At 33.0% G+C, this 25,041-nt stretch carries 19 protein-coding genes; 17 read left to right on the top strand and 2 right to left on the bottom strand.

The features are described from left to right. Positions 1–172 precede the first annotated feature (172 nt). From ACKI42_RS10455 to ACKI42_RS10510, 12 genes are all read left to right on the top strand, one after another. Positions 173–1,147, top strand: a complete 975-nt coding sequence (locus ACKI42_RS10455; RefSeq protein ID WP_407405159.1) for a T9SS type A sorting domain-containing protein — start codon at positions 173–175, stop codon at positions 1,145–1,147. Positions 1,148–1,327: 180 nt separating this feature from the next. Then, positions 1,328–2,224, top strand: a complete 897-nt coding sequence (locus ACKI42_RS10460; protein WP_407405161.1) for a choice-of-anchor J domain-containing protein — start codon at positions 1,328–1,330, stop codon at positions 2,222–2,224. A gap of 332 nt (positions 2,225–2,556) precedes the next feature. Next, a complete protein-coding gene (locus ACKI42_RS10465; RefSeq protein WP_407405163.1) occupies positions 2,557–3,303 on the top strand; it encodes an electron transfer flavoprotein subunit beta/FixA family protein in 747 nt (248 codons plus the stop codon). 98 nt (positions 3,304–3,401) lie between these two features. Then, the gene (locus ACKI42_RS10470; protein WP_407405165.1) at positions 3,402–4,349 is read left to right on the top strand and encodes an electron transfer flavoprotein subunit alpha/FixB family protein; all 948 of its coding nucleotides are present in this window, start codon (positions 3,402–3,404) and stop codon (positions 4,347–4,349) included. A gap of 156 nt (positions 4,350–4,505) precedes the next feature. After that, entirely contained in the window at positions 4,506–5,108 is a 603-nt protein-coding gene (locus ACKI42_RS10475) for a bifunctional nuclease family protein (RefSeq protein ID WP_407405167.1), read from the top strand. A gap of 19 nt (positions 5,109–5,127) precedes the next feature. Then, positions 5,128–6,450: a nucleoside permease gene (locus ACKI42_RS10480; RefSeq protein ID WP_407405169.1), complete on the top strand. Its 1,323-nt coding sequence runs from the start codon at positions 5,128–5,130 to the stop codon at positions 6,448–6,450. A gap of 314 nt (positions 6,451–6,764) precedes the next feature. Continuing rightward, positions 6,765–7,142 (top strand): hypothetical protein, encoded by a 378-nt coding sequence (locus tag ACKI42_RS10485; RefSeq protein WP_407405171.1) that lies wholly within the window; start codon positions 6,765–6,767, stop codon positions 7,140–7,142. Between the two features lie 55 nt (positions 7,143–7,197). Next, positions 7,198–8,376 carry an acetyl-CoA C-acyltransferase gene (locus tag ACKI42_RS10490; RefSeq protein WP_407405173.1) on the top strand — a complete coding sequence of 393 codons (1,179 nt, stop codon included), beginning with the start codon at positions 7,198–7,200 and terminating at the stop codon, positions 8,374–8,376. A gap of 222 nt (positions 8,377–8,598) precedes the next feature. After that, positions 8,599–10,074: an MFS transporter gene (locus tag ACKI42_RS10495; RefSeq protein ID WP_407405175.1), complete on the top strand. Its 1,476-nt coding sequence runs from the start codon at positions 8,599–8,601 to the stop codon at positions 10,072–10,074. Between the two features lie 207 nt (positions 10,075–10,281). Continuing rightward, complete coding sequence (locus tag ACKI42_RS10500; RefSeq protein ID WP_407405177.1) at positions 10,282–11,208, top strand: mevalonate kinase; 927 nt, start codon at positions 10,282–10,284, stop codon at positions 11,206–11,208. Between the two features lie 11 nt (positions 11,209–11,219). Next, complete coding sequence (locus ACKI42_RS10505; RefSeq protein WP_407405179.1) at positions 11,220–12,149, top strand: UbiA family prenyltransferase; 930 nt, start codon at positions 11,220–11,222, stop codon at positions 12,147–12,149. 63 nt (positions 12,150–12,212) lie between these two features. Further along, entirely contained in the window at positions 12,213–13,379 is a 1,167-nt protein-coding gene (locus ACKI42_RS10510) for a proline dehydrogenase family protein (RefSeq protein WP_407405181.1), read from the top strand. Between the two features lie 1,585 nt (positions 13,380–14,964). On the opposite strand, the gene ACKI42_RS10515 is transcribed toward ACKI42_RS10510, so the two are convergent. Next, positions 14,965–15,498: a helix-turn-helix domain-containing protein gene (locus ACKI42_RS10515; protein ID WP_407405183.1), complete on the bottom strand. Its 534-nt coding sequence runs from the start codon at positions 15,496–15,498 to the stop codon at positions 14,965–14,967. Positions 15,499–16,241: 743 nt separating this feature from the next. On the opposite strand from ACKI42_RS10515, the gene ACKI42_RS10520 reads away from it, so the two are divergent. Beyond that, positions 16,242–17,351 (top strand): M14 family zinc carboxypeptidase, encoded by a 1,110-nt coding sequence (locus ACKI42_RS10520; RefSeq protein ID WP_407405185.1) that lies wholly within the window; start codon positions 16,242–16,244, stop codon positions 17,349–17,351. A 70-nt stretch (positions 17,352–17,421) separates the two neighbouring features. Here the strand turns inward: ACKI42_RS10520 and ACKI42_RS10525 are convergent, their stop codons facing one another. Continuing rightward, positions 17,422–17,937 carry a DUF4920 domain-containing protein gene (locus ACKI42_RS10525; protein ID WP_407405187.1) on the bottom strand — a complete coding sequence of 172 codons (516 nt, stop codon included), beginning with the start codon at positions 17,935–17,937 and terminating at the stop codon, positions 17,422–17,424. A 139-nt stretch (positions 17,938–18,076) separates the two neighbouring features. On the opposite strand from ACKI42_RS10525, the gene ACKI42_RS10530 reads away from it, so the two are divergent. The 4 genes from ACKI42_RS10530 (at position 18,077) to uvrA (ending at position 24,971) form a co-directional block, all read left to right on the top strand. Beyond that, positions 18,077–19,489, top strand: coding sequence for an APC family permease (locus ACKI42_RS10530; protein ID WP_407405189.1), 1,413 nt, complete (start codon positions 18,077–18,079; stop codon positions 19,487–19,489). A gap of 160 nt (positions 19,490–19,649) precedes the next feature. Beyond that, positions 19,650–20,090 (top strand): GPW/gp25 family protein, encoded by a 441-nt coding sequence (locus ACKI42_RS10535; RefSeq protein ID WP_407405191.1) that lies wholly within the window; start codon positions 19,650–19,652, stop codon positions 20,088–20,090. Between the two features lie 19 nt (positions 20,091–20,109). Beyond that, positions 20,110–21,993: a type VI secretion system baseplate subunit TssF gene (locus tag ACKI42_RS10540; RefSeq protein ID WP_407405193.1), complete on the top strand. Its 1,884-nt coding sequence runs from the start codon at positions 20,110–20,112 to the stop codon at positions 21,991–21,993. Positions 21,994–22,139: 146 nt separating this feature from the next. Beyond that, a complete protein-coding gene (gene uvrA, locus ACKI42_RS10545) occupies positions 22,140–24,971 on the top strand; it encodes an excinuclease ABC subunit UvrA (protein WP_407405195.1) in 2,832 nt (943 codons plus the stop codon). Positions 24,972–25,041: the final 70 nt, after the last annotated feature.

Raw genomic sequence — 25,041 nt, forward strand, 5'->3', positions numbered from 1 at the left:
ACGTTCTTTTAATGCTTCAAGAGCTACTTTAGCCTTAAAGCCTGAATCGAATTTACGTCTTCCTGTTTTCATAATTTTGGACTTGTTTAAAGTTAATATTTTTCAACTTAACTACTGGTCCTGTTTTGTAAGGGTATTATAATCTTCTTTATTGTTAGCTTCCGCAACAATAATGACATTTGGGCAAGTTTTGGAATCTGATAATTACAATAGTTATCCAGTCGGAAACGTTAGTACTGCAACTAATGGAACAACAGCGGGAGTAGGAGGAATGATCGTTACTACTGGTGTTGTAACAAATTATCAAATAGTAACTGGTGATGCAGCTCATGCGAATTATATACAAGTAACAGGAGGTTCAGACGGAACTACTGGTTCATCGAGATCTGTTTCTAAACCTAGTTTTTCTACAGCATGGACTAATAGAACAGCAGGAAATAACATCATTAAGGGAACTGTTGAAATTTTTACAGGAACCTCTACTAATAAACATGCATCAGGAATGTTAATTGCCAGTGCTACTGCTGGTATAGTGGGAATTAGATATAATTCTCAAACTAAGACTATCAACGGTATGGCATACTTGCTTCCGACAGGGGGAACACCAGCATTTTATAATATTACAGGTTTGACAACTTCAACATTTCCAGCTAATACTTGGGTACCACTAGGATATTCGTATAATACAATCACTGGTGAAATCACTTATAATATTGGTGGTGTTAGTCAAATATTGACTGTAAATGGTGCTACTACAGTAGCAGGTTTAGTACCTGCACGTGCGCAAATCTCCAGTTCTCCAACAAAACTAGATGCGCAAGATGCAGACAACACTGGACCTACTACATTTGGAATTGATAATTATAGAATAGAGGCTTCAAATACTGCGGTTTTAGGTACTTCAGATATACCTAAAAATAATATTTCGTCTGTTGTGGCAATTGGTCCAAATCCTGCGTCAGATTATCTAAATATTTTAACAGATAGAAAAATCAATAGTATATCAATTTATGATATGTCTGGCAAAAAAATGCCTGCACAGCTAAAAGGTAACAGTATAGAACTTCAAGGATTTAATTCAGGAAGTTACTTAATTGAAATTCAAACTAAAGAAGGAAATATAAGCGAGAAATTCATCAAAAAATAATTTTATATTCAATATAAATTGCAAGCGCTCCAAATTTTTGGGGCGTTTATATTGATATGTTATTAAATCGTGTTTTATATTCTTTTTTAGTTTAGTCTTTATATTAATTATTGTTTTATATCGAAAAATATTTTGCTATATAAATAATAATACATAATTTTAAATACAAATATTTATGTTATGAAAAAAGTTTTATTATTAGGCACATTATTGTGTATTAATACAGTAAGTGCGCAAACAACAATTTTTGAAGATAGTTTCGAAACTTATGCAGATTTTGCATATACCACAGGAAATGTAGGTGCATGGACTATGACAGATCTTGATCTTAAAAATTCATACACACTAAACGGATCTACTTTTCCAAATCAAGGTATTCCGAAAGCATTTATGGTTTTCAATAGAGCTGGTATTACTCCTGCCACAGTTTCTACCCAAACTCAGGCTAGAACTGGAAATAAATCTATGGCATGTTTCAATGTAAGTACACCCGCTCCTTTAGTTAACAACGATTGGCTTATTAGTCCACAGATGACTCTGGGAAGCACAGGAAATAGTCTAAGTTTTTGGGTTAAGCCCCTTCACGCAGATTATGGTGCGGAAAAATTTAATGTATTGGTTTCTACAACAGGAGTTGCTACTACAAGTTTTACTCGCCTTAATCCTGTAACTATTGTCACACCATCTTTAAACGAATGGGCATTACATACGTTTAATTTAGATGCTTATGCAGGACAAAATGTAAGAATAGCAATACAATGTGTTTCCGATGATCAATTTGCATTGTTTGTGGATGATTTCAAAGTAACAACTACAGGAACTGTGTTGTCAACCAATGACAATATTAATTCTGTAAAATCTCTCACAACAATTTTCCCTAACCCAACCTCAGATGTTTTAAATATTAAGTCTGATTCTAAAATCAATAAAGTAACGGTTGTAGATATGACAGGTAGAAATATGGAAGTTAAATTAGAAAACGATAAGGTAAACGTACAAGCATTACCAGTGGGTTCTTACTTAGTCAATATTGAAACGAAAGACGGAATCTCTACTGAGAAATTCATCAAAAAATAATTTTCTTATTTATATATTTTACAAACGCTCCATATTTTTGGGGCGTTTCTTTTGCTTTTTTCTTAAGCTAGGACTTTCTAAAATAGTTGAAGGTTGCCACCTGTAATGGCTTATGTACATTCATTAAAAAAATCCATTTCTACAACGAATTATATTAGAGGGCAGTATATAGATGGTCACTTTTTGTACTTCTAATGCTTTGAATAATAAAAAAATAAGTATTATGCATGCATAATATATTTTTTATTTATATTTACAAAAATTAAATAAGAGTTACTAGGGTAAAATCTAGACAAATTAAAAATAATAAAAACAAAAATATTATAGTACACATGAAAATATTAGTTTGTATTAGTAGTGTTCCGGATACTACTTCCAAAATCAATTTTACAGCAGATAAATCTGCATTCGACAAAAATGGAATTCAATGGGTAATCAATCCTTTAGATGAATTTGCGTTAACGAAAGCGATAAAATTGCAAGAATCTCAAGGAGCAACGGTAACTGTTATTAATGTAGGAGATGCAGGTACAGAGCCTGTCATCAGAAAGGCATTGGCAATTGGTGCTAATGATGCTGTTAGAGTAAACCTTGATCCTAAAGATAGCTATTCTACAGCTAAAGAGATAGCAGCAGTGGCACAAAATGGAGGATACGATTTGATACTTTGTGGTAAAGAATCTATCGACTATAACGGTGGATCTGTACCAGGAATGGTAGCACAGCTAATGAATTTACCTTTCGTTAATGCTTCAGTTGGATTGGATGTTGCAGGTAGTGAAGCTACTGCTGTAAGAGAAATTGAAGGTGGGAAAGAGACCATTTCTGTGAAACTTCCAGCTATAATTGCAGGTCAAAAAGGATTGGTAGACGAGAAAGATCTTATTATCCCAAATATGAGGGGTATTATGTCTGCTAGAACTAAGCCATTACAGGTAGTGGAACCTACATCTTCAGAGGTAAAGGTACAAGGTGTTTCTTATGATAGCGTACCCGCTAGAGCTGCTGTGAAAATGGTCTCTGCGGACAACTTGGACGAATTGGTAAGATTATTACACGAAGAAGCAAAAGTAATCTAATACGTATGAAATTTAGATTAGGAATATAGTAGTTCTATTTTATAGATACTCATCCAATCTTTATCCTTAAATTTTTTAATCTTAAAATTTTAAACAAAATGGCAATATTCGTATATGCAGAAAATATAAACGGAGTTTACAAAAAAGCAGCTTTTGAAGCTGTTTCTTATGCTAAATCAGTAGCTGATAAAGCAGGTGATACTGTGACAGCAATCTCTATAAACCCTACAGATTCTTCAGATTTATTATATAAATATGGAGCATCAAATGTAATTAATATCAAAGATGATGGCTTGAAAAATTTTTCGGCGAAGGCTTATGCACAAGCAGTAAGTGAAGTTTTAACAGGTAATATTATCGTTTTTCCTCACACCACAGATGCTTCTTCTGTAGCGCCTATGCTTGCAGTGATGAAAGATTATTCTCTTATTACTAATGTGTTAGAAGCTCCAGAAAATCTTTCTCCAATCCAAATAAAGAGAAGAGCTTTCTCTGGAAAAGGATTTATGCATGCAAAGGCAGAAGGTGAAAAAGTAATTATCACGGTATCCCAAAACGCATTCGGTGTTAAGGAAGTTTCCGCTTCAGGATCTGAAGAAGTAAAAAACTTATCTGTAACTAATGAAGATACGAAAGTAATTTCTCATGAGCAATCTTCTGGGAAGCTGGATCTAAAAGAAGCTGAGATCGTAGTATCAGCAGGTAGAGGATTAAAAGGACCAGAAAACTGGGGAATGGTTGAAGATTTAGCCAACCTATTGGGCGCTGCTACAGCTTGTTCTAAGCCAGTTTCAGATATTGGTTGGAGACCTCACACAGAGCACGTAGGACAGACAGGAAAAGCAATTTCTCCTAATCTGTATATTGCAATTGGGATTTCAGGAGCTATACAGCATCTGGCAGGAGTGAACTCCTCCAAAACTATTGTTGTGATAAATAGTGACGCAGAAGCACCTTTTTTCAAATCAGCGGATTATGGGGTTGTAGGTGATGCCTTCCAAATTATCCCTGCTCTAACAGATAAAATAAAAGCCTTAAAAGGGTAATCATTATAGAAACCCTAGAATAATAACTATTCTAGGGTTTTTTATAAAAAAATAGTAAAGTATAACTTTTATATAGATTAAGAGTTCGGTTTTCCGGACTTTTATTTTTGCGTAAAAGTAAAACCTACAATAAAAAATTAATTTATATTTGTAGTTATGGATTATAAACAGCTAATTATTCGCGGAATATCGTATAGCCAGACTCAAACTGGTGCCTACGCTCTGTTATTGGAACATGAAGAGACAAATATCAAATTGCCCGTAGTTATCGGCAATTTCGAAGCTCAATCCATTTCTTTAGGCTTAGAGAAAGACATACACCCGCCGCGCCCGCTCACTCACGATTTATTTACAAAATTTATTATTTCTGCCAATTTTGAGTTGGTTTCTGTTATTATTTACCAAATAGTGGATGGAGTGTTCTTCTCTAATATTAATTTGAAAAACAAAATAACCGACGAAGAACTGATTTTGGACGCACGCACATCAGATGCAGTAGCAATGTCTGTGAGGTTTGATGCACCAATATATACAACGCAGCAAGTTCTAAATGAAGCAGGAATATTATTAGAGTTAGACGATTTATCTAAAGATGAAGACGTCTTCTCTGAAAAAATAAATAATGAAGAGGATAATTTAAAAAATATCTCTATGGATGAATTACAGAAATTACTAGATAATGCTGTAAAGGAAGAAGATTTTGACACCGCACTCGAGATTCAAGAAGAAATCAAAAGGCGCAAAAAGAAAATAGATTAAAGAGATTTAGATTAAAAAAATGAACTTAAAATTACGACTGACCATTCTTAGCTTTCTCCAATTCTTTGTATGGGGTGCTTGGCTTACCACACTAGGTACATATGGTTTTGCTTATAAACAATGGAGTGGAGCAGAATTTGGAGCGGTATTTTCCACACTAGGTATTGCTTCCATATTTATGCCAGCCCTTATGGGAATTGTGGCCGACAAATGGATCAATGCAGAAAAATTATACGGAATTTTACATATTTTATACGGTATTACCCTTTTCATACTAGCCAAAACTAACGATCCAACTTCGTTTTTTTGGATTCTTTTAATAGGGATGTGCTTCTATATGCCTACATTGGCATTGTCAAACTCCATTTCTTACAAATTACTCAAAGACAATAATTATGATGTAGTGAAGGTTTTCCCTCCTATTAGGGTATGGGGAACTGTAGGTTTTATAGCTGCCATGTGGTTTACTAATATTTTCAGCGACGAGCAATCTTTCTCGCAGGTTGGTAAAAATATAGGTTTGAAAATTGCGAATGTATTCGGAAACTCACTTAATGCTAACCAATTTTATTTTGCTGGAATTATTGCAGTATTTTTGGGAATATATGCGATGTTTTTGCCAAAATGTCCACCCCCAAAATTAATGAGCGAAGACGCTACAATTACACAAAAATTAGGTTTGAACGCTTTTAAGCTGTTTGGACAAAGGAAAATGGCTTTATTCTTTATATTTTCAATGTTCTTGGGTGCTGCATTGCAACTTACCAATATGTATGGAGATACATTCTTGAAGGATTTTGGTAATGTTGAGGCATTTAAAGATTCTGCTGTTGTACAATATTCTACCATGATAATCTCCATTTCACAGTTTTCTGAAACTTTATTTATCCTAGCCATTCCTTTTTTTTTAAAGAAATTTGGTATCAAAAAAGTAATGCTTATCAGTATGGTAGCTTGGATTCTTAGATTCGGATTTTTCTCTATTGGTGCACCAGAAGGATTTGGTTTAATCCTGATTATATTTTCTAATATTATCTACGGTATGGCGTTTGATTTTTTCAATATTTCGGGATCACTATTTGTTGAAAGTACTACGGATAGTAAAATAAGATCATCTGCACAAGGTGTGTTTATGATGATGACCAATGGTTTTGGAGCGATACTAGGAAGTTCTGTAAGTGGTTGGATGATTTCTAGCTATTTTACTAATATAGAAGGTAATAAAGATTGGTCTGGTATATGGATGTACTTTGCTATATATTCATTAATAATTGCAATTTTATTTGCAGTTTTATTTAAACATAAGCACAACCCAAAGGCAATAGATACTGTAACACATTAGATTATTAGTGTAGACATTATACAAATGCATTTCTCTAATGAGGAATGCATTTTTTGCTTTAGGCACAATTTTATTTTTGAATAAAAGTTTAATATCACACTTTTTCATTTTTTTACATCATTCGGTGCATGAATATGTGAAATCCTAAATAATTTACAAAAATAAGCCTATCAATAATTGTTTTGAATTAGTATTGATTAAATAAAATATTATATTATTTAATATCAATAAGTAAGTGATTTAATGGAAAAATTGAATATCAAGAAGACTTTTTTTAATTCTGGTTTTTTTTGTAATTTGGCTTTTTTACAAATATGGAAAATATACAACTAATAGGTCTTATAATGGTAATTGTTGGGAGCTTTTTGCCCTTACTACATATTCCCATCATTGGTAATTGGAACTATTGGAAGATCGATTATTATTTAGCTTCCACATGTTGGATTCTTTCTGCACTCGCCTTATTCTCAATCATAAATAGCAAACCAAAGTTGGCGAGAAATATGGCGATACTCATGGTACTGCTATTTTCATTTACGCTATTTGCGATAAGATATGAATCTTCCAGCTACTTTAGTTTTCTCCCATTCCAATCTTGGAAAGACACTTTTTCTAGTATTGTGCAAATAAAATGGGGTTGGATCGTAGAATTTTTTGGAGCATTCATTATCATACTTGCAACTAAAAAATAAAGTAAAAATTTAAATTAATCATTTTAATCAATTTCAAAAATTAAATAATCATACAATGAAAGAAGTATACATCGTTTCCGCAGTGAGAACTCCGATAGGTAGTTTTATGGGAAGTTTATCAACAGTACCTGCAACAAAATTGGGTGCTGCAGCTGTAAAAGGTGCATTAGAAAAGATCAATCTTGATCCTAAAAATGTTCAAGAAATCTATATGGGTAATGTATTGCAAGCAGGCGAGGGCCAAGCACCAGCTCGTCAGGTTGCTTTAGAGGCTGGGTTATCCAATGAAACCCCTTCTACTACAATCAATAAAGTTTGTGCCTCTGGGATGAAGGCTGTAATGATGGCAACTCAGGCAATTAAAGCAGGTGATGCCGATATCATTGTTGCAGGAGGTATGGAGAATATGTCTATGGTTCCTCATTACTACAATGCAAGAAACGCTACTAAGTTGGGTGACGTAAAAATGCAAGACGGTATGGTATTAGACGGGCTTACGGATGTTTACAACAAAGTACACATGGGAGTATGTGCAGAAAAATGTGCTACAGACTATAGTATTACCAGAGAAGACCAAGATAATTTTGCAATTCAGTCTTACAAAAGATCTGCAGCTGCTTGGAGCGAAGGTAAATTTGCTGAAGAAGTGGTACCAGTTTCTATTCCACAAAGAAAGGGAGATCCAATTATTTTCTCTGAAGACGAAGAATATAAATCTGTTAATTTTGATAGATTACCTACACTTCCCACTGTATTTAAGAAGGAAAACGGTACTGTAACGGCTGCTAATGCATCTACATTGAATGATGGTGCATCTGCGCTTATTTTAGTGTCTAAAGAAAAAATGGAAGAATTAGGATTGAAGCCTTTAGCGAAAATAGTTTCTTATGCTGATGCGGCTCAAGAGCCAGAAAACTTTACTACAGCTCCAGCTAAAGCATTACCAATCGCTTTGAAAAAAGCAGGGTTAGAAGTTTCTGATGTAGATTTCTTCGAATTTAATGAGGCATTTTCTGTTGTAGGTCTAGCGAATAACAAAATCTTAGGATTAGATGCAGCTAAAGTGAATGTAAACGGAGGTGCAGTGGCAATTGGACATCCACTGGGAAGTTCAGGCTCTAGAATTATCGTTACCTTGATCAATGTATTGAAACAAAACAATGCAAAATATGGTGCTGCAGCTATCTGTAATGGTGGTGGTGGTGCTTCTGCAATAGTTATCGAAAATATCTAATATAACAGCACAATAAGATAATGAATCCAAAAGGTTAGCCTTTTGGATTTTTATATTCTTACAATCTCTATTAGTGTAAGAAAATATAAATATTGATCAACCAAACGGGTCTAAAAATCCTGATCAATTGGCTTTCTCCTAGTGTATTAATCAAAAATAAAATTAAATAATGGTTATACATGCTTCAGTTTTTCTATTTTTGTGCAAATAATTAAAACAAGAATGCCTAAAATTGAAAATAAACCATCACTACAGATAAAAAACAACCCAAAAATAATGAAAGCTTGGGCAGTCTATGATTGGGCAAATTCTGTATACTCGTTGGTGATTACTTCTACCATTTTCCCCATTTACTATTCTATACTCACGACACAATTTGAGAAAAAAGAATTTGTACAAGAAACAGGAAGATGGATCGATGTACCCGTAAGACATTTAATAAAAATATTTGGAAGAGAGTATCAACCAGATGCAGTATATGGATATTCTCTTACCATATCATTTCTTATCGTAGTTATTTTATCACCATTTTTGTCCTCATTAGCAGATACCATAGGAAATAAGAAATCATTTTTACAGTTTTTTTGTTATCTAGGTGCGACGTCTTGTATGGGACTAGCGATGTTTACAGGGATGCATAACGTATTTTTGGGCTTGCTATTTAGCATTACTGCCAGTGTAGGTTTTTGGGGTAGTCTCGTATTTTATAATTCTTTTTTACCCGATATCGCTACAAGAGACAAACAAGATGCATTGTCGGCAAAAGGCTATGTGTATGGTTATATTGGATCTGTGGTTTTAGTAGTAATTTGTTTACTTTTAATTCAGGTATTTGCTAAAAACCCTGCTCAGCAACTATTATTTACAAGAATCAGCTTCTTACTCACAGGTGCATGGTGGTTTGGGTTTTCGCAGTATACATTCAAGCATTTACCTCAATTTGGTGATGTGAAAGAGAAATTACCAAAAGATTTGGTTTTATTAAATTATAAGAATATCTTCAAGGCACATGCTGAGCAAGGCGGTTTTTTCACGGTATTAAGAGATAATTTGAGCTTCTACAAAGATATCGCTAAGGAAAGTTTTAATGAACTTTTCAAAGCTGGAAAAACATTATTTAAAGATAGAAACCTAAAATTTTTCTTATCGAGTTTCTTTTTCTACAGTGTTGGGATGCAAACTATTTTCCTTATGGCTACTTTATTTGGAAAAAGTGAGATCAATTTGGCACAAGATAAACTCATTGGGACGCTACTAATTATTCAAATCGAAGCGATCATTGGTGCTATATTCTTCTCTAAATTATCGAAAAGAATTGGGAACAAAAATGTTATTTCTATAGCTATTATCCTTTGGATTGTAGCTTGTACATGGGCTTATTTCTTAAACAAAGAAAACCCAACCGTAGAATACCAATTTTACGGAGTAGCAGCTGTTGTTGGTTTGGTGATGGGTGGACTTCAAGCGATGTCTAGATCTACTTATTCTAAACTTTTGCCAGAAAATTCAATGGAAAACACAACTTTCTTTAGTTTCTATGATGTTCTAGAGAAATTAGCAATTATTTTAGGAACCTTTATATTCGCTACCTTGATAGAGCACTTTAATAATATGAGATATGCAGCATTATCTATGACAGCATTCTTCGCTATAGGATTAGTTTTAATAAGATTTTTAAAATTAAAGCAGAATAGATAAACTCAAATTTAGAAGATAAAATATCAAAAGCGTTCATTTGAGCGCTTTTATTGTTGTACCGATAAGCGAAAAATTTTTAATAGAGGGCTTAAATTAATTTTTTAATAATTTAAACTGCAATAAATCGTACCAAAATTTTATATATTGGCTTAGAAATTGCTAATATTCATAGAATACACTAAATTTGCATTAAAGATTTATTACTCAATGACAAACCCATTATTTTACGCAAAAATTCTTTTGTTTGGAGAATACGGAATTATTGAAGATTCTCAAGGTTTGACACTCCCTTATAGTTATTATAAAGGAGCATTGAAGTTCTCAAATTTGGATTCTGATTTTGAACGTAATTCCAACGCACACCTTACAAAATATGCAGATTATCTAAAAGATTTAGATCTTCCAAAAGAGTTTGAACTTCATGTTTCAGAATTTAAGAAAGACATTTCAAATGGTTTATTTTTCGACAGTAATATTCCTCAAGGATATGGTGTAGGAAGTTCTGGTGCATTAGTAGCAGCTATTTTTGAAAAATATTCTTTAACTAAACGTAATCCTGAAACGATTTCTAAGGAGGAGTTGAAAAAACTAAGAACAATTTTTGGTCAAATGGAAAGCTACTTTCATGGCAAAAGTTCTGGTATTGATCCTCTCATTTGCTACATGAATCTTCCAATTCTTATTGAAAATAAGGAGAGTGTAGATAAAGTTTCCATATCTGGTGGTTTGGAAGGAAACGGTGCTATCTTTCTTATAGATTCTGGGATGACGGGAGAAACTGGTCCTATGGTACAGATTTTCTTTGAAAAGATGAAAACCGAAGGTTTTAGAAAGACACTTAAAGAAGAATTTATTCGTTACAACAATGCATGTATAGATTCGTTTTTGAAAAAAGATATGAATCCATTCTTTAGAAATTTAAAGAAATTATCCAATTGGGCATTTGAGCATTTCCGCCCCATGATTCCTGAAAGCATTTATAATGCTTGGAAAAAAGGTCTGGATTCTAATGCTTATTATCTAAAACTATGTGGTAGCGGAGGTGGAGGTTATATTTTAGGATTTACAAAAGACTACGCGAAAGCAGAAAAAATGCTAGATAGCTTCCAAAAAGAGGTAATCTACAGGTTTTAATTTTCACTGAAATGAATTCTGAAAAAGAAACTTTTCAAGGTGATAAATATTTTTCAAAATCTTTCTTTTACAGATTATCACAGTTTGTAGGATTCCTACTTGGCGCAAGATTTTTTGTAGCAGCATTGCTTACTTTTGCGCTGTATGTTTCTACATTTTTCTTGTTTAACCAGGAAGAATCTTTCAAATCATTTGTATTTGATTTTAAGGTTCATGGTATCATCTTCTGTACAGTACTCACTATTTTGGCAGGCGGGATTATCAATCAATTTTATGATTTAGAAAAGGATAACGTGATAAAACCATTTCGTTCTCGTATACAGAGTTTTATCAAACAGAAATATTTTCTCTACGCATACCTTATATTATCCCTTGTTTCTTTAGGAATCGCCTATTTTATTTCTCCAAGAGTTTTTATATTCTTTCTTATTTATCAGTTTTTCATGTGGTTTTACAGCCACAAATTAAGTCGAATTTTAATACTAAATAATCTCACATTCGTAAGTCTGACGCTCTATCCGTTTTTTGGGATGATGGTTTATTATGAAACCTTTTCTAAGAAAGTTTTTTTGATGGCAATTTTCTTATTTTTAATGCTACTTTGCATTGATATAGTGAAAGATACTCTTACAAAACGAGCAGATAAATTATTTGGATATTCTACAATCTCTACATTTTTCACATCCAAATCTGTAAATGCGATCCTTATCTCCCTATTTGTCATAACAATGGTTGTTTCAATGGGACTTATTGAGCGAACTGGTATCTCTGGTATTATGTCCTATTATTTTTCACTAGGACTATATGTACTATCCATATGTACCTATTTTACCTTATCAAACAAAAAAAACAGAAACATTGTGACGCTGAGTATACTAAGAATATGGTTATTCGTAGGTATAATATCGATGCTTCTGAACGGATTAGAGCATAAATTATAAACTTTTTTCTTCTAAAACCTTTTGGTTATTCTTACATTTGTATAATAATATAATATTTAAAGAATGCCCATATTTAATGATACTAAGGTCGCTTTTGCCGATAAATCTGATGCTCAATTAAGAAAAGCATATTGGATGTTCAAAATGATAGAACAGCCTGCGCTAACTAGTATTGGAACATCTTTACTTAACTTCACGGTTCATAATAATTTCCCATTCGTAACAGGAATTGTTAAAAAAACGCTGTTTGAACAATTCTGTGGTGGTGAAACCCGTGAGGAAAGTATGAAAGTAGTGAAACAATTATTTAAAAGAGGTGTAGGAAGTATTTTTGATTATTCTATTGAGGGAAAAGTAGACGAGGAAACCTTTGATGCTGTATGCACAGAGATTAAAGATATTATTAAATTCTCAGTGGGCAATCCTGCAATTCCATTCATTGTATTTAAACCAACCGCATTTGGACGCATAGATATCTATGAAGCTATTGGTAAAAATGCAGAGTTGACAACTAGCCAAAAGGAAGAATGGGCTAGAGTGGTAACAAGATTTGACGAAGTCTGCAAATTATGTTTCGAACATGATAAAAAAGTAATGGTAGATGCAGAAGAAACTTGGATGCAAGATGCAGCAGATCAGCTTTGTGAAGAGATGATGGAAAAGTATAACCAAGAAAAACCGATTGTTTGGAATACGATACAGATGTACAGAACAGGCAGATTAGAGTATATGACAGAGCATCTACAACGAGCTAAACAAAAGAATTATTATATAGGCTATAAGATTGTACGTGGAGCGTATATGGAAAAGGAACGTGCACGCGCTATAGAAAAAGGATATCCAGATCCTATTCAACCAAATAAAGAAGCCTCAGATAAAAATTACAATGCAGGAATTGATTTTGTAATGGTGAATTTGGATATAGTTTCGGCATTTTTTGGAACACATAATGAAATTTCTTCCGAACTCATAATGGACAAAATGATGACAAAAGGATTGGAAAAAAGTACACCTCACATCTACTTTGGTCAGCTGTATGGTATGAGTGATAATATCAGCTTTTACCTTTCTAACCAGGGCTATAATGTAGCAAAATATCTACCTTACGGACCGGTGAAAGATGTTGTACCCTATCTTACTCGACGAGCTGCAGAGAATACTTCGGTTGCCGGACAAACGGGTAGAGAATTGGGATTAATAAGTAAAGAATTAGAAAGAAGAAAGAAATAATTTCAATTTTCTTTTCCAAAATAATGGATAAAGCTCACAGTTAAATGTGAGCTTTTTTAATGTCTAGTTTTTATAAAAATGCGCATTATGGGAGCAGATATTTATTGTAAAGAGGAAAAAAAGGAGATCAAAAATTAACCTTTCAGAAAAAATTACCAAGATGATGGTATTAGAATATTGGAACGAAATAGGAATTTTGCTCATAATGAACTTTATATGAGATTGTAATAATTTAAAAAATAACATCTATTTTTTGCATAATTTATAATTGGTTTTTATTAATACAAGCAATAATTTTTTTTATAATTATAGATCAAAATATACACGGTGTTGCCTTAGAATATTGACAAATTTTGAACCATATTTAGTAGAAATAGGATAGGTGAAAAGAATAATTTTCAAAAAGTATTTTAGAAATATTGGTGATTCAAATTACAATTTGTAAAATATAATGGTGTTATTTCTTAAAAAGTAAACCCTTGAAAAAAAAGAATTATGCCTAAAATTTTTTGTGATTTACTCTCCTGACTTGTCAATTTTTTATGAGGTAATATTCCATGAATTTTTATTTAGTAATCACTATTTTTTATGATAAGATGTATTCTGAAATTAGATACTTTTAAGAGTTATTCATCTACAAATAGTAGTAGAATTATAATTTAATTTTAATCTGTAATGGTGAAAAATCTTAAAATGGAGAAGATAACTACAACATAAGAATTGATTTCCTTGCAGAAAGAAGATATAAATTTACTATAACTAAAAAGCCTCATCAAGTATTTTGCTCAAAAGTAATATCGAATTTTCCTTGCATTAAAACCTATAATTTTAGACATAATTATATGAATTTTTCTCCCTTCATCATCGGTCAACCAAGTAATTTTTGCTACAAGATGTGCACTAATAATTAATAATTAGACATACTATTTAGAACTAAATCCACCTAAAATCTTAGCTAGTTTTAAATTTTTTTTAACCAATTTCAATACATAATACTTAGTGAAGATTGATAAATGAAATTTTAAAATAGTGTTAATATCACAAATTCCGTATGACTTCTAGCTTCAAAAAATATCAATTTTTACAAAAAAACAGGAGGGAATTCAATGACCATTCATCTCGGAAACGATAACAAAAAATATGATTGACCAATATAAAATAATTGGAAAAAGCAGGAGAATATTTTGCAATATTTTAATTTTAAAACCATATATAACTAGCATATAAGTATTAGAATCTATCAGTGAAAATACAAAATTTTCAGTGACTTTTTTTAGCAATTTTCCAGTTATAATAGTATTGAAATTGGTGGTGAAATGTTAAAAAATTGAGGTCAATCCATGGTTAAATTTCGAACTGCATTTTATAAAAATACCAACCTAAATCGAGTGGAATTTTATGTAAAAATTAGGTCGAACTGGGATATGTTTTATCAAAAAATACCAGCTAAAATTGAGGTAGGAATTTATAGTTAATTAACCAAAAAATACAAACCGATTTAACAATGGAATTTTGCTAGTTTACTCAACCTTTCGAAATAGTATAATGCAAAAAAAACTGATCTAAATTAATAGATCAGCTAGGTTTAAGGCTCAAAACTTTCAAATTTGCCATTTTCGTAGAATATAACAATCTTGCGAATTTTATCTGTCTGATTGCCAACAACATGATTCATTATATTATCACTATTTATTTCTAAATGCTGAGAATCTATTATTTTCTGTTCTTCTTCATTCTCCTCGGAAATATTTGATTCTCGCGACGCTACATTTTCAACGATTTCTACTTCTTTTTCCAAATCTCCATCGGTATTTATCAAAGAGTATAAATCGGGTAGAGAAGTTGCTTTTGGTTTTTCAACTACAGGTTCTTTTACTTCGATGACCTTTTTCTCAGACACTTTATTTTTCAACATTTCGCCATCACCTGTGACTAGCCAATCCCAATGGATTTCAGGAAAGCGAGATTTTATTTTGATAATAAACTCTAAAGATGGTTTATTTCTACCTGATGTAATGTGTGAAATAGAGGATCTTTGGACATCAATTTCGTCTGCAAATTCAGAAGAAGTTAGATTAGAATATTCAATTACCTCAGTAATTCTTTCATTTAAACTCATAAATACAATTTAATATATTACAAATGTAAAGAAAAAATACAAGAAAAACACATTACAATTGTAATATTTATTACAATACATGCATTAAACATTTGTAAATAAGAAACAAATTAATTATATACAAAAGTAAAATTACATTAATTATACTTTGTTAACTATTGTAAACATAAAACACAATTGTAATTATTTGTCCATTTGTCATTTCGTCTAAATATTACTTTAGTAAACTGATTTCTTAATGCCAATAGCAAAGCAGAGTAGGAGAGATGTCAAGTATTTAATAATCAGTTTAAATACTTACAGCCTTATAGCATTAGCGATTCATTGTAGTAGAAATCTAATGGGTAACCGTTGTAAATTATCTATTTTAACTATGAATTAATGAATTACTTTTGTAACAAACCCGTAAAAACAGATAAAATTCACTAAATTTATAGGAATAATACAAATGTATACCGTGGTTCTTTCATATAAGATTAGTGTTTAATTAAATTCCGGAAAATAACATTTTAAGTGACTGATTATCAACTTAAAGTAATGTTTATGAAGCAATGTAAGTAAATCTTTTAAGTCACTGAAATACAAGACGATACATAAATTCAATATAATTTTAAACCATTTATTATTATATGAAGAATAACGTAGGCATCTAAATTATTAATTTTTGTTTAAATTTACACATTTGTAAATTACAATATTAAATCTCTTAATTAACATACTTAACAGTTGAATTTTGTAAAATTATGAATATTTCACAATTGTATATACCTAATCCGTGGTTTACAAATCGATACATTGACCCAAATCATTTATTTACATATCTAAATACTAAATATGCAGATTTACTTTTGGAAATTGGTCGTTCTTATAATGATCAACCTATTTACAAATTGAGTTTGGGTAATGGACCTATTTCTATTTTGGCTTGGTCGCAAATGCATGGTAACGAATCCAACGCAACACATGCGATGTTGGATATTCTTTACACTTTAGAAAATCATCCTGATCTATATGATGAAATTTTTAGTAAGGTAACTCTGGATTTTATTTTTATGCTAAATCCGGACGGCGCCGAAAAATGGACACGTCTTAATGCGGAAGAAATAGATCTAAATAGAGACTTCCATAATGAAGCGAGTACCGAACTAAAATACTTAAAGAAGTTGGCTCTTTCTAAAAAATATGACTACGCGCTAAATCTTCATGAACAAAGAACGATCTTTACAACAGATGGTATACACCCGGCTACTCTTTCGTTTTTGGCACCTTCAGAAAATTTAGAAAGAACAGTTACCCATAATAGGAAAAAATGTATGGCTGTGATTGCGGAAGTTGCTAAAGAATTGGAGCTTCTTATTCCTTATCAAATTGGTAGATATACGGATGAGTTTTATCCAACTTCTACAGGTGATAATTTTATAAAATCTGGGATTCCTACTATCCTCTTTGAAGGCGGACATTTTGTGGACGACTACACAAGAATAGGAACACGAAAATATTTTGCGATAGCCTTATATTATGCACTAAAATATATAGGAGAATTGAACTCTGAAATTACAGGTTGGGAATCTTATTTTGATATACCCGAAAATAAGGAAACGCATTATGATATCATCTACCGAAATGTAAAACTAAATACGGAGCACGAATGCATTTTGGATATCGCGGTTCAGTATAGAGAAATAAAAGAAATAGGTAAAGACGAAATTTCTTTTGTGCCTATTGTGATGGAGGCTGGCGATGTAAAAAATAAAAAGGGATGGAAGGAAATAGATTGTTCTGGAAAAAAATACATCAGTGATTCTAAATATCCGAAGCTAGATGCCGAAGTGAATTTCAAAATTGAAGATTAAATTAAAAAGGCGAAATACTAAGTTTCGCCTTTTTAAATTTTTAGGAATTGGAATCAATTGAATTCAAAAATTATTTCACAACTTTAATTCCGTTTGCAACAAATCTTATTTCCTCCTTTGGTGAAGTAATAGCGTCGATCTCTGCTTGTGGTTTTTTTGCATCTTCAGCATAGTGCTTTTGCTCGTCTACAGAAATAGATTTTTTTTCTGCTGTTCCGTCCATTACTACGTTTTTACCTTTTAGTGCGGTAGGTACAAAAAATGCGTAGTCTTTCATCTTTACGAAAAACTGAGAGTTGTCTTCAGTTTCTATGGTAAGCCAACATCCTTTCTTTTCGCAAACGTCGATCACTTTTCCTTTGATGGCAACGTTCTCTAATTTTTTATTTCCCTTCTTCAATTTCTTGTTAAGCTTATTTACTGTAATTGCTTTAGACTCTAAATTAGAAGCCACAGCAGAACCGTAGTTGTCTCCCAAAATTGCATTACCTGCTGGAGGAGAAAATTTCTTAGCTTCTTTTTCTTGAGCGAATGCTAGAGTAGAAGTTGTCAATGCAAAAACTACTAATATGGATTTGAAATTCATTTTATTTATTTTTATCAAAATTAATATTATTTTTCCGAATGAAGAAATGATTTATGCTAGGTAAAATTCTTCTTCACGCTGCAAGAATTATTTTTATTTCGGATGTTATAATTTTCTATATTAGAGGCAAGAGATAATTATGCAAAAAAAACTAAAACTTTGGGATGCCATCATGCTCGTAATGGGCTCTATGATTGGAAGCGGAATTTTTATTGTGAGTGCCGACATGATGAGAAATTTGGGCTCGGGCTATTGGATGATTATCGTTTGGGTAATTACCGGAATTATGACGGTGGCTGCAGCGATAAGTTATGGCGAACTTTCGGCACTGTTTCCTAAGGCTGGCGGACAATACACTTACCTTACAGAAATCTTCGGGAAGAAGATGGGATTCTTGTATGGTTGGGGATTATTCACAGTGATACAAACAGGAACTATTGCAGCAGTTGCCATGGCATTTGGAAAATTTACGGCTTATCTTATTCCTTGGTTTAATGATGTAGCTCCGATCTTTCAAAGTGGCGAATTTAAAATTACTTGGATTCAAATATTAGCCATTGCAGTTATCATACTTTTAACGTACATCAATACGCGTGGAGTAGAAAGTGGTAAGCTTCTTCAAAATCTTTTTACAGGTTCCAAAATTATAGCTTTGCTAGGGCTGATTGCTGCAGGTTTTATTTTGGTTGATGTTTCTCATTTAGCTGAAAATTTTCAACAAGGCTTTTCTGGATTTAATAATATAGAAAAAAATGCAAATGGAGATTTCCTTAAACTTGGATGGAAGTCTATAGATGGGATAACTTTGATGGGCGGAATTGCGGCGGCAATGGTAGGTTCTGTTTTCAGTTCTGTAGCATGGGAAAGTGTAACATTTGTTTCGGGAGAAATTGAAAACCCTAGAAAGAATGTTGTAAAGGCAATGATCCTCGGAACCTCATCTGTGATGCTACTTTATATTGCTGTCAATTTTGTTTATTTAAATGCTTTGGATAGAGATGCTATTTCTTTTGCTGCGAATGATAGAGTAGCTGTAGAAGCCTCTCAGAATATTTTTGGAAGTGCCGGAACGGTGATTATTGCGGCGTTGGTAATGGTGTCTACCTTTGGATGTAACAATGGTTTGATTTTGGCAGGTTCTCGTGTTTTTCAAACAATGGCAAAAGATGGTCTTTTCTTTAAATCTGCCATTCAAAATAATAAAAATGAAGTTCCTTCTAATGCTTTGTGGATGCAAGGAATTTGGGCAAGTTTGCTATGTCTGAGCGGGCAATATGGAAACCTACTCGATATGATTTCTTTTGTAATTGTATTGTTCTATATGATTACAGTCTTTGGTGTAATTTATCTTAGAGTAAAACAACCCAATTTAGACAGACCTTATAAGGCTTGGCTCTATCCTATTACGCCACTTATCTATCTGTTGATAGGTTCAGTGTTTTGTATCCTTCTTCTTATCTATAAAAGCGAGTATACTTGGCCAGGATTTCTAATTGTTCTTCTTGGACTTCCAATCTACTACCTCATCAATAGAAAAAAAGATGCTTCCTAAATAATAATTGAGATTTTCGAGAAATTGAAACTCACTTTTTTACAGGTTGTGGTAAATATTTTTTCGAAATCCATGATTTGTTATTTAAATAAAATGAGTAATTTGGTATTTCATTTAATAAAATTAAAACAAAAACAACAAATAGAGAGAATTATTAAGTATGGATACGCCCAATTATAGAATGCCTTTTGTACCTTCTACACTGATGTCCGAAGGCGGAAGTATAGATACTTGTGATGTTGGCGAGAGCATAGCGCACAATATTATGCTTCTTATCACAACCAAGAAAGGAGAAAACAGGTACGATGAAAATTATGGTAATGATGTATGGAGTCTAGAATTCGATAATGGAGTAACGCCTGCAGTATGGGAAAATACTTTTATTAAAAGTCTCAGAAAACAAATCCTCGAATGTGAGACCAGAATTGTAAATCCACAGATAAGTGCCTATATAGAAATTGTAGAACATAACTACGATACCAAAGAACACACAGAAATAAAGAAGAAAGTAAGAATAGCCATTAATGCTAAGATGGAATCTACAGGAGAGCGTTTCGGCTTTTCTACAGAATTATTCTTAAGTCCGATGTCTATCGATTAATTTTTTTGCAAACACAAAGATGAATTTAGATCAAAATATATATTCCAAAGAATCTGTAAAAGCGAGAATGCTTCAAAACGCAACGAAAGTTTGGGGCCTTAAAAGTCCACAATCTTTAGATCCATTTGTAAAACTTTTAATTGACGCATTCAGTACAGAAGTTTTTAAAGCAAACAACGAAATACAAACCGTCAATGCTCGTATCTTAGAAAGGTTGGCAAAAATACTTACGCCATCTATCTACACCCATCCAATTCCTGCGCACGCTGTAGTTTTCACCATGCCAGACGATTCTACCGAGGTCTTGCTAGAACATACAGAATTCTTTTTTAGGAAACATATGAATTCTACAGTAAAATCGGAATCTGACAAACAACTGAATATTCCATTCACTCCAGTTGGAAGTATTAGAATTAATAAAGCGCAAACTACGCTGATGTTTGTAGGAAATACGTGCTATGGTATAGACGATAGATTAAATAAAATACCAATCTCTAGATTTCAAGGGAGACCAGAAGATTATAGAAAGGTAACCATTGGCATAGATGTATCGAAATATGCACAGGAGAAATTTCCAAAAGCAATTAATTTGTTTTGTTCTAATCCTGCTTTCGAGCATTTGGATTTTGTGTATAAACTTTTACCTTATGTAAAAGTAACTAGCAACGGAAATCCATTATTTGTAAAAGAAGGATTGTCTTATCTGAAAAAAGAACATGCAGAAGGTTACGAGCAGATTTTTTATGAGCAGTCAATACAATCTAAAATTGTAGAAGACATCAAAGGGATTTATCATCACAAATTTATTGAAGTAACAGGTATTTCTAGAGATTTGTTTTCAGACTCTGGTCAGTTGCCACAAGATTTAGATTTCCTTATAGGAAGAGAAGAAATAACAAAACATATTATTGGTAAAAATATGCTATGGCTGAGCTTTGAGTTTCCGCCACAGTATTCGTCCGAAATACTAGATAACTTTTCTTTTGTCTTAAATGCGTTCCCGATTTACAATAGAGGTTGGAAGAAAACTGAATATAGCCTGGATATTATGGGAAATAATATTCCTTTGGTTACCGATGAAGGAGAATATTTCTTGTATGTAGACGAAGTGCAAGATGGAGAAGGTAGAAAATATACAGAAATACCCTTTACGCCATCAGATGATCTAAAGAAAGGATTGTACACGGTAAGAAAAGGTGGTATGGAACGTTTTAATAATAGAAATGCCGTAGATATGATTGCCAATGTGCTAGAATTGACTAGAGATGAGATTGCAGCTTTTTCTTTACTTAATAGAGACAACGTAAAAGGAATGCTTAGCGAACTGTCGGATAAAATGAAATCCATGGTACAAAAAGTAAACAACGCCAAGAAAAGTACCAAGCAGGAGCTTAATTATGTTATTATGGAGCCGGTGGAGAAGACAGATCATACGTATGCATCATTTTGGGTTACGCATTGCACGTTTGCCAATCATATAAGACCAGCAACGGAACTTTCTAATCAATTAAAATCACAAACGGTTATTTTGCTTACAGAAACTATTGGAGGCGCTGAGGCGCAAAAAGGTAATGATAGTATACAAGCCTATAAGTATGCATTAACAACGAGAGATAAGATAATTTCTATAGAAGATGTAAAAAACTACTGCCGTATGATTTTGAAAGATGAATTGAAGGAAGTACGTGTAAAAAGAGGTACCATGATTAGTAACAAGCCTAAAGAAGGATTTGTAAGAACTATTGAGGTAGAGATTATACCAAACAATTATGGTTTTTATGGTAGAATGTATTGGGATAATACTGCAAATATTATTAAAAATCAGATAATCTCTAAAGCCATTGATGGTATAGAGTATGTGGTGAAAGTAAGCAATGAAGATATAGAATTTTCTGAAAACTAAAATAAACAATCGGCTGATCATGTGATCGGCCTTTTTTATGATCCCCATTATTTTTTCTTTTTGAAGTACAGATATTTATTTCTAAAATGTAACAAATTTCCGTAATTTTGCCACAGGTGAATTCCAGGTCAGAATCACATCAAACTATGAGCAAATCAACAGAATATATAGAAATATACGGTGCCAGAGAGCATAATCTTAAAAATATTGATGTCAAGATACCTCGCGACAAACTGGTGGTGATCACTGGGCTTTCGGGTAGCGGAAAATCTTCTTTAGCTTTTGATACCATTTTTGCAGAAGGGCAACGCCGCTATATAGAAACCTTTTCTGCGTATGCTCGTCAGTTTTTGGGTGGTCTAGAGCGTCCAGATGTAGATAAGATAGAAGGTCTCTCTCCTGTAATTGCCATAGAGCAAAAAACTACCAATAAAAATCCTCGTTCTACTGTAGGTACTGTTACAGAATTGTATGACTATTTGCGACTGTTATATGCAAGAGTTTCTGATGCTTATTCTCTTACTACAGGTAAGAGATTGGTAAGCTATACCGAAGAACAAATAATAGAATCTATAAAAGAAAACTATAAGGGAGAAAAAATCATGCTGATGGCTCCTGTTGTGAGATCTCGTAAAGGGCATTACCATGAGCTTTTCGTACAGATGGCGAAGAAAGGCTACGGACAGGCGAGAATAGATGGCGAATTGATAGATATAGAATATGACCTAAAGCTTGACCGTTATAAAACCCACGATATTGATATTGTAATAGATCGTTGGATCATGGGAGAAAGTGCTTCGGAGTCAAGGATGGAAAAATCTCTAAAGACCTCCCTAGAAATGGGTGAAGGCGTAATCGGTATTCAAAAGTTGGGTAGTACAGAGATTGAGTATTATTCTAAAAATCTCATGGATGCCGAAACTGGAAATTCTCTTGCTTTACCAGAACCCAATACATTCTCATTTAATTCTCCAAAAGGAAGTTGTCCTAGCTGTAAAGGTTTAGGAATGATAAAAAAGATAAACTCCGATCATTTTGTAGCAAATAATAAACTATCCATCAACCAAGGAGGTTTGTTACCGTTAGAAGATATTAAGTCTAACAAGTGGGTTTTAGCTCAGATAAAAAGCATTTTAGAGATATTTGGCCTAGGTCTCTCTACAGCATTTAAAGATATTCCTGCGGAGGCATTGGATTATATTTATTACGGTTGCCATAGAGAGTTTAATAAAGATCTCAAGTATGCAGGTATTTCCAAAAAGATAAAAATTAGTTTTGATGGTCTTATTGCTTTTATGGAAGAAATCATAGAAGAGAAAGAATCTTATGAAGCTGTTTTGCTGGAGAGACATTTTACCACAGAAGAAGTTTGTCCCGTTTGCAAGGGTGCAAGATTGCAACCTGAGAGTTTAAGTTTTAAAATTGATGGTAAAAATATCGCTGAGGTAAATGCGCTAAGTCTTACTGATCTAAAAGATTGGTTAGGAGAAGTAAAGGATAAATTTACTAAGAAGAATACCATTATCGCTCATGAAATTTTAAAGGAAATAGAAACACGTCTTCAGTTCTTGCTAGATGTAGGTTTAGAATATTTAAGTTTAAGCAGAAGTTCAAAAACATTGTCAGGTGGAGAATCTCAAAGAATTCGCCTTGCTACCCAAATAGGATCGCAACTGGTAAATGTTTTATACATTCTAGATGAGCCAAGTATCGGTTTGCACCAAAGAGATAACGAAAGGCTTATTACCTCTCTGAAAAACCTAAGAGACATCGGAAACTCAGTAATTGTGGTAGAGCATGATAAAGATATGATTTTGGAGGCTGATGAGGTGCTAGACATTGGTCCAAGAGCAGGAAAATTCGGAGGAGAAATCCTTTGGCAAGGAAAACCAGAGGAGTTGGTGAAAGCAAATACCATTACTGCAGATTATATTAATGGGAAAAGAAAAATTGCGATACCAGAAGTAAGAAGAGAAGGCAACGGAAAAAGGATTGTCTTGAAAGGCGCTACGGGAAATAATCTTAAAAATGTTAATCTTACCATTCCGTTGGGGAAACTAGTAGTAGTTACAGGAATTTCTGGAAGCGGAAAATCTTCTCTTATCAACGGAACGCTATATCCTATTCTTAATAAGTTTTTCTACAGAGCAATACAAGAACCTTTACCTTACAAAAAGATAGAAGGGCTAGAACATATTGATAAAATTGTAGATGTAGATCAAACGCCTATTGGCAGAACTCCCAGATCCAATCCTGCGACCTATACAGGTATGTTTACAGATATTAGAAATTTGTTTGCAGAATTGCCAGAATCTAAAATTAGAGGTTATAAGCCAGGAAGGTTTTCTTTCAACGTAAAAGGAGGAAGATGCGAAACTTGCCAAGGAGGCGGACTAAAGGTGATTGAGATGAATTTCTTACCAGATGTCTATGTACATTGTGAAACTTGTCATGGGAAACGATTCAATAGAGAAACATTAGAAGTACGTTACAAAGGAAAATCTATTTCAGATGTTTTGGATATGACAATCGGGGAAGCAGTAGATTTCTTCCAACCGATACCTAAAATTTATGCTAAAGTTAAAACCATGAATGATGTTGGTCTGGGCTATATTACACTAGGGCAACAGTCTACTACTTTGTCGGGAGGAGAAGCACAACGTATCAAGTTGGCTACAGAGCTTTCTAAGAGACAAACTGGTAATACACTCTATATCTTAGATGAACCTACTACAGGACTTCACTTTGAGGATGTAAAAATCCTGATGGATGCCATTAACCAATTGGTAGAACTCGGAAACTCCTTCATCATTATAGAACATAATATGGATGTGATAAAGCTTGCCGATCATATTGTTGATGTAGGACCAGAGGGTGGAAAGTACGGAGGACAGATTATTGCAGAAGGTACGCCAGAGGAAATCATTAAGTCAAAGAAAAGCCTTACAGGTAAATACCTAAAGAAAGAAATGGAATAGTTTATTATGCTATAATTATATTTAAAAGAGAATTTGTGAAAGCAGATTCTTTTTTTATTTTTAAATACCT

The organism is Chryseobacterium sp., from assembly GCF_045629545.1.
Lineage (GTDB): Bacteria > Bacteroidota > Bacteroidia > Flavobacteriales > Weeksellaceae > Chryseobacterium.

Coding starts and splice junctions, on each gene's coding strand:
- ACKI42_RS10490 (WP_407405173.1), top strand. CDS start 7,198: ATGAAAGAAGTATACATCGTTTCCGCAGTGAGAACTCCGATAGGTAGT.
- ACKI42_RS10455 (WP_407405159.1), top strand. CDS start 173: ATGACATTTGGGCAAGTTTTGGAATCTGATAATTACAATAGTTATCCA.
- ACKI42_RS10515 (WP_407405183.1), bottom strand. CDS start 15,498: ATGAGTTTAAATGAAAGAATTACTGAGGTAATTGAATATTCTAATCTA.
- ACKI42_RS10480 (WP_407405169.1), top strand. CDS start 5,128: ATGAACTTAAAATTACGACTGACCATTCTTAGCTTTCTCCAATTCTTT.
- ACKI42_RS10500 (WP_407405177.1), top strand. CDS start 10,282: ATGACAAACCCATTATTTTACGCAAAAATTCTTTTGTTTGGAGAATAC.
- ACKI42_RS10495 (WP_407405175.1), top strand. CDS start 8,599: ATGCCTAAAATTGAAAATAAACCATCACTACAGATAAAAAACAACCCA.
- uvrA (WP_407405195.1), top strand. CDS start 22,140: ATGAGCAAATCAACAGAATATATAGAAATATACGGTGCCAGAGAGCAT.
- ACKI42_RS10520 (WP_407405185.1), top strand. CDS start 16,242: ATGAATATTTCACAATTGTATATACCTAATCCGTGGTTTACAAATCGA.
- ACKI42_RS10525 (WP_407405187.1), bottom strand. CDS start 17,937: ATGAATTTCAAATCCATATTAGTAGTTTTTGCATTGACAACTTCTACT.
- ACKI42_RS10460 (WP_407405161.1), top strand. CDS start 1,328: ATGAAAAAAGTTTTATTATTAGGCACATTATTGTGTATTAATACAGTA.
- ACKI42_RS10535 (WP_407405191.1), top strand. CDS start 19,650: ATGGATACGCCCAATTATAGAATGCCTTTTGTACCTTCTACACTGATG.
- ACKI42_RS10465 (WP_407405163.1), top strand. CDS start 2,557: ATGAAAATATTAGTTTGTATTAGTAGTGTTCCGGATACTACTTCCAAA.
- ACKI42_RS10530 (WP_407405189.1), top strand. CDS start 18,077: ATGCAAAAAAAACTAAAACTTTGGGATGCCATCATGCTCGTAATGGGC.
- ACKI42_RS10540 (WP_407405193.1), top strand. CDS start 20,110: ATGAATTTAGATCAAAATATATATTCCAAAGAATCTGTAAAAGCGAGA.
- ACKI42_RS10485 (WP_407405171.1), top strand. CDS start 6,765: ATGGAAAATATACAACTAATAGGTCTTATAATGGTAATTGTTGGGAGC.
- ACKI42_RS10505 (WP_407405179.1), top strand. CDS start 11,220: ATGAATTCTGAAAAAGAAACTTTTCAAGGTGATAAATATTTTTCAAAA.
- ACKI42_RS10475 (WP_407405167.1), top strand. CDS start 4,506: ATGGATTATAAACAGCTAATTATTCGCGGAATATCGTATAGCCAGACT.
- ACKI42_RS10510 (WP_407405181.1), top strand. CDS start 12,213: ATGCCCATATTTAATGATACTAAGGTCGCTTTTGCCGATAAATCTGAT.
- ACKI42_RS10470 (WP_407405165.1), top strand. CDS start 3,402: ATGGCAATATTCGTATATGCAGAAAATATAAACGGAGTTTACAAAAAA.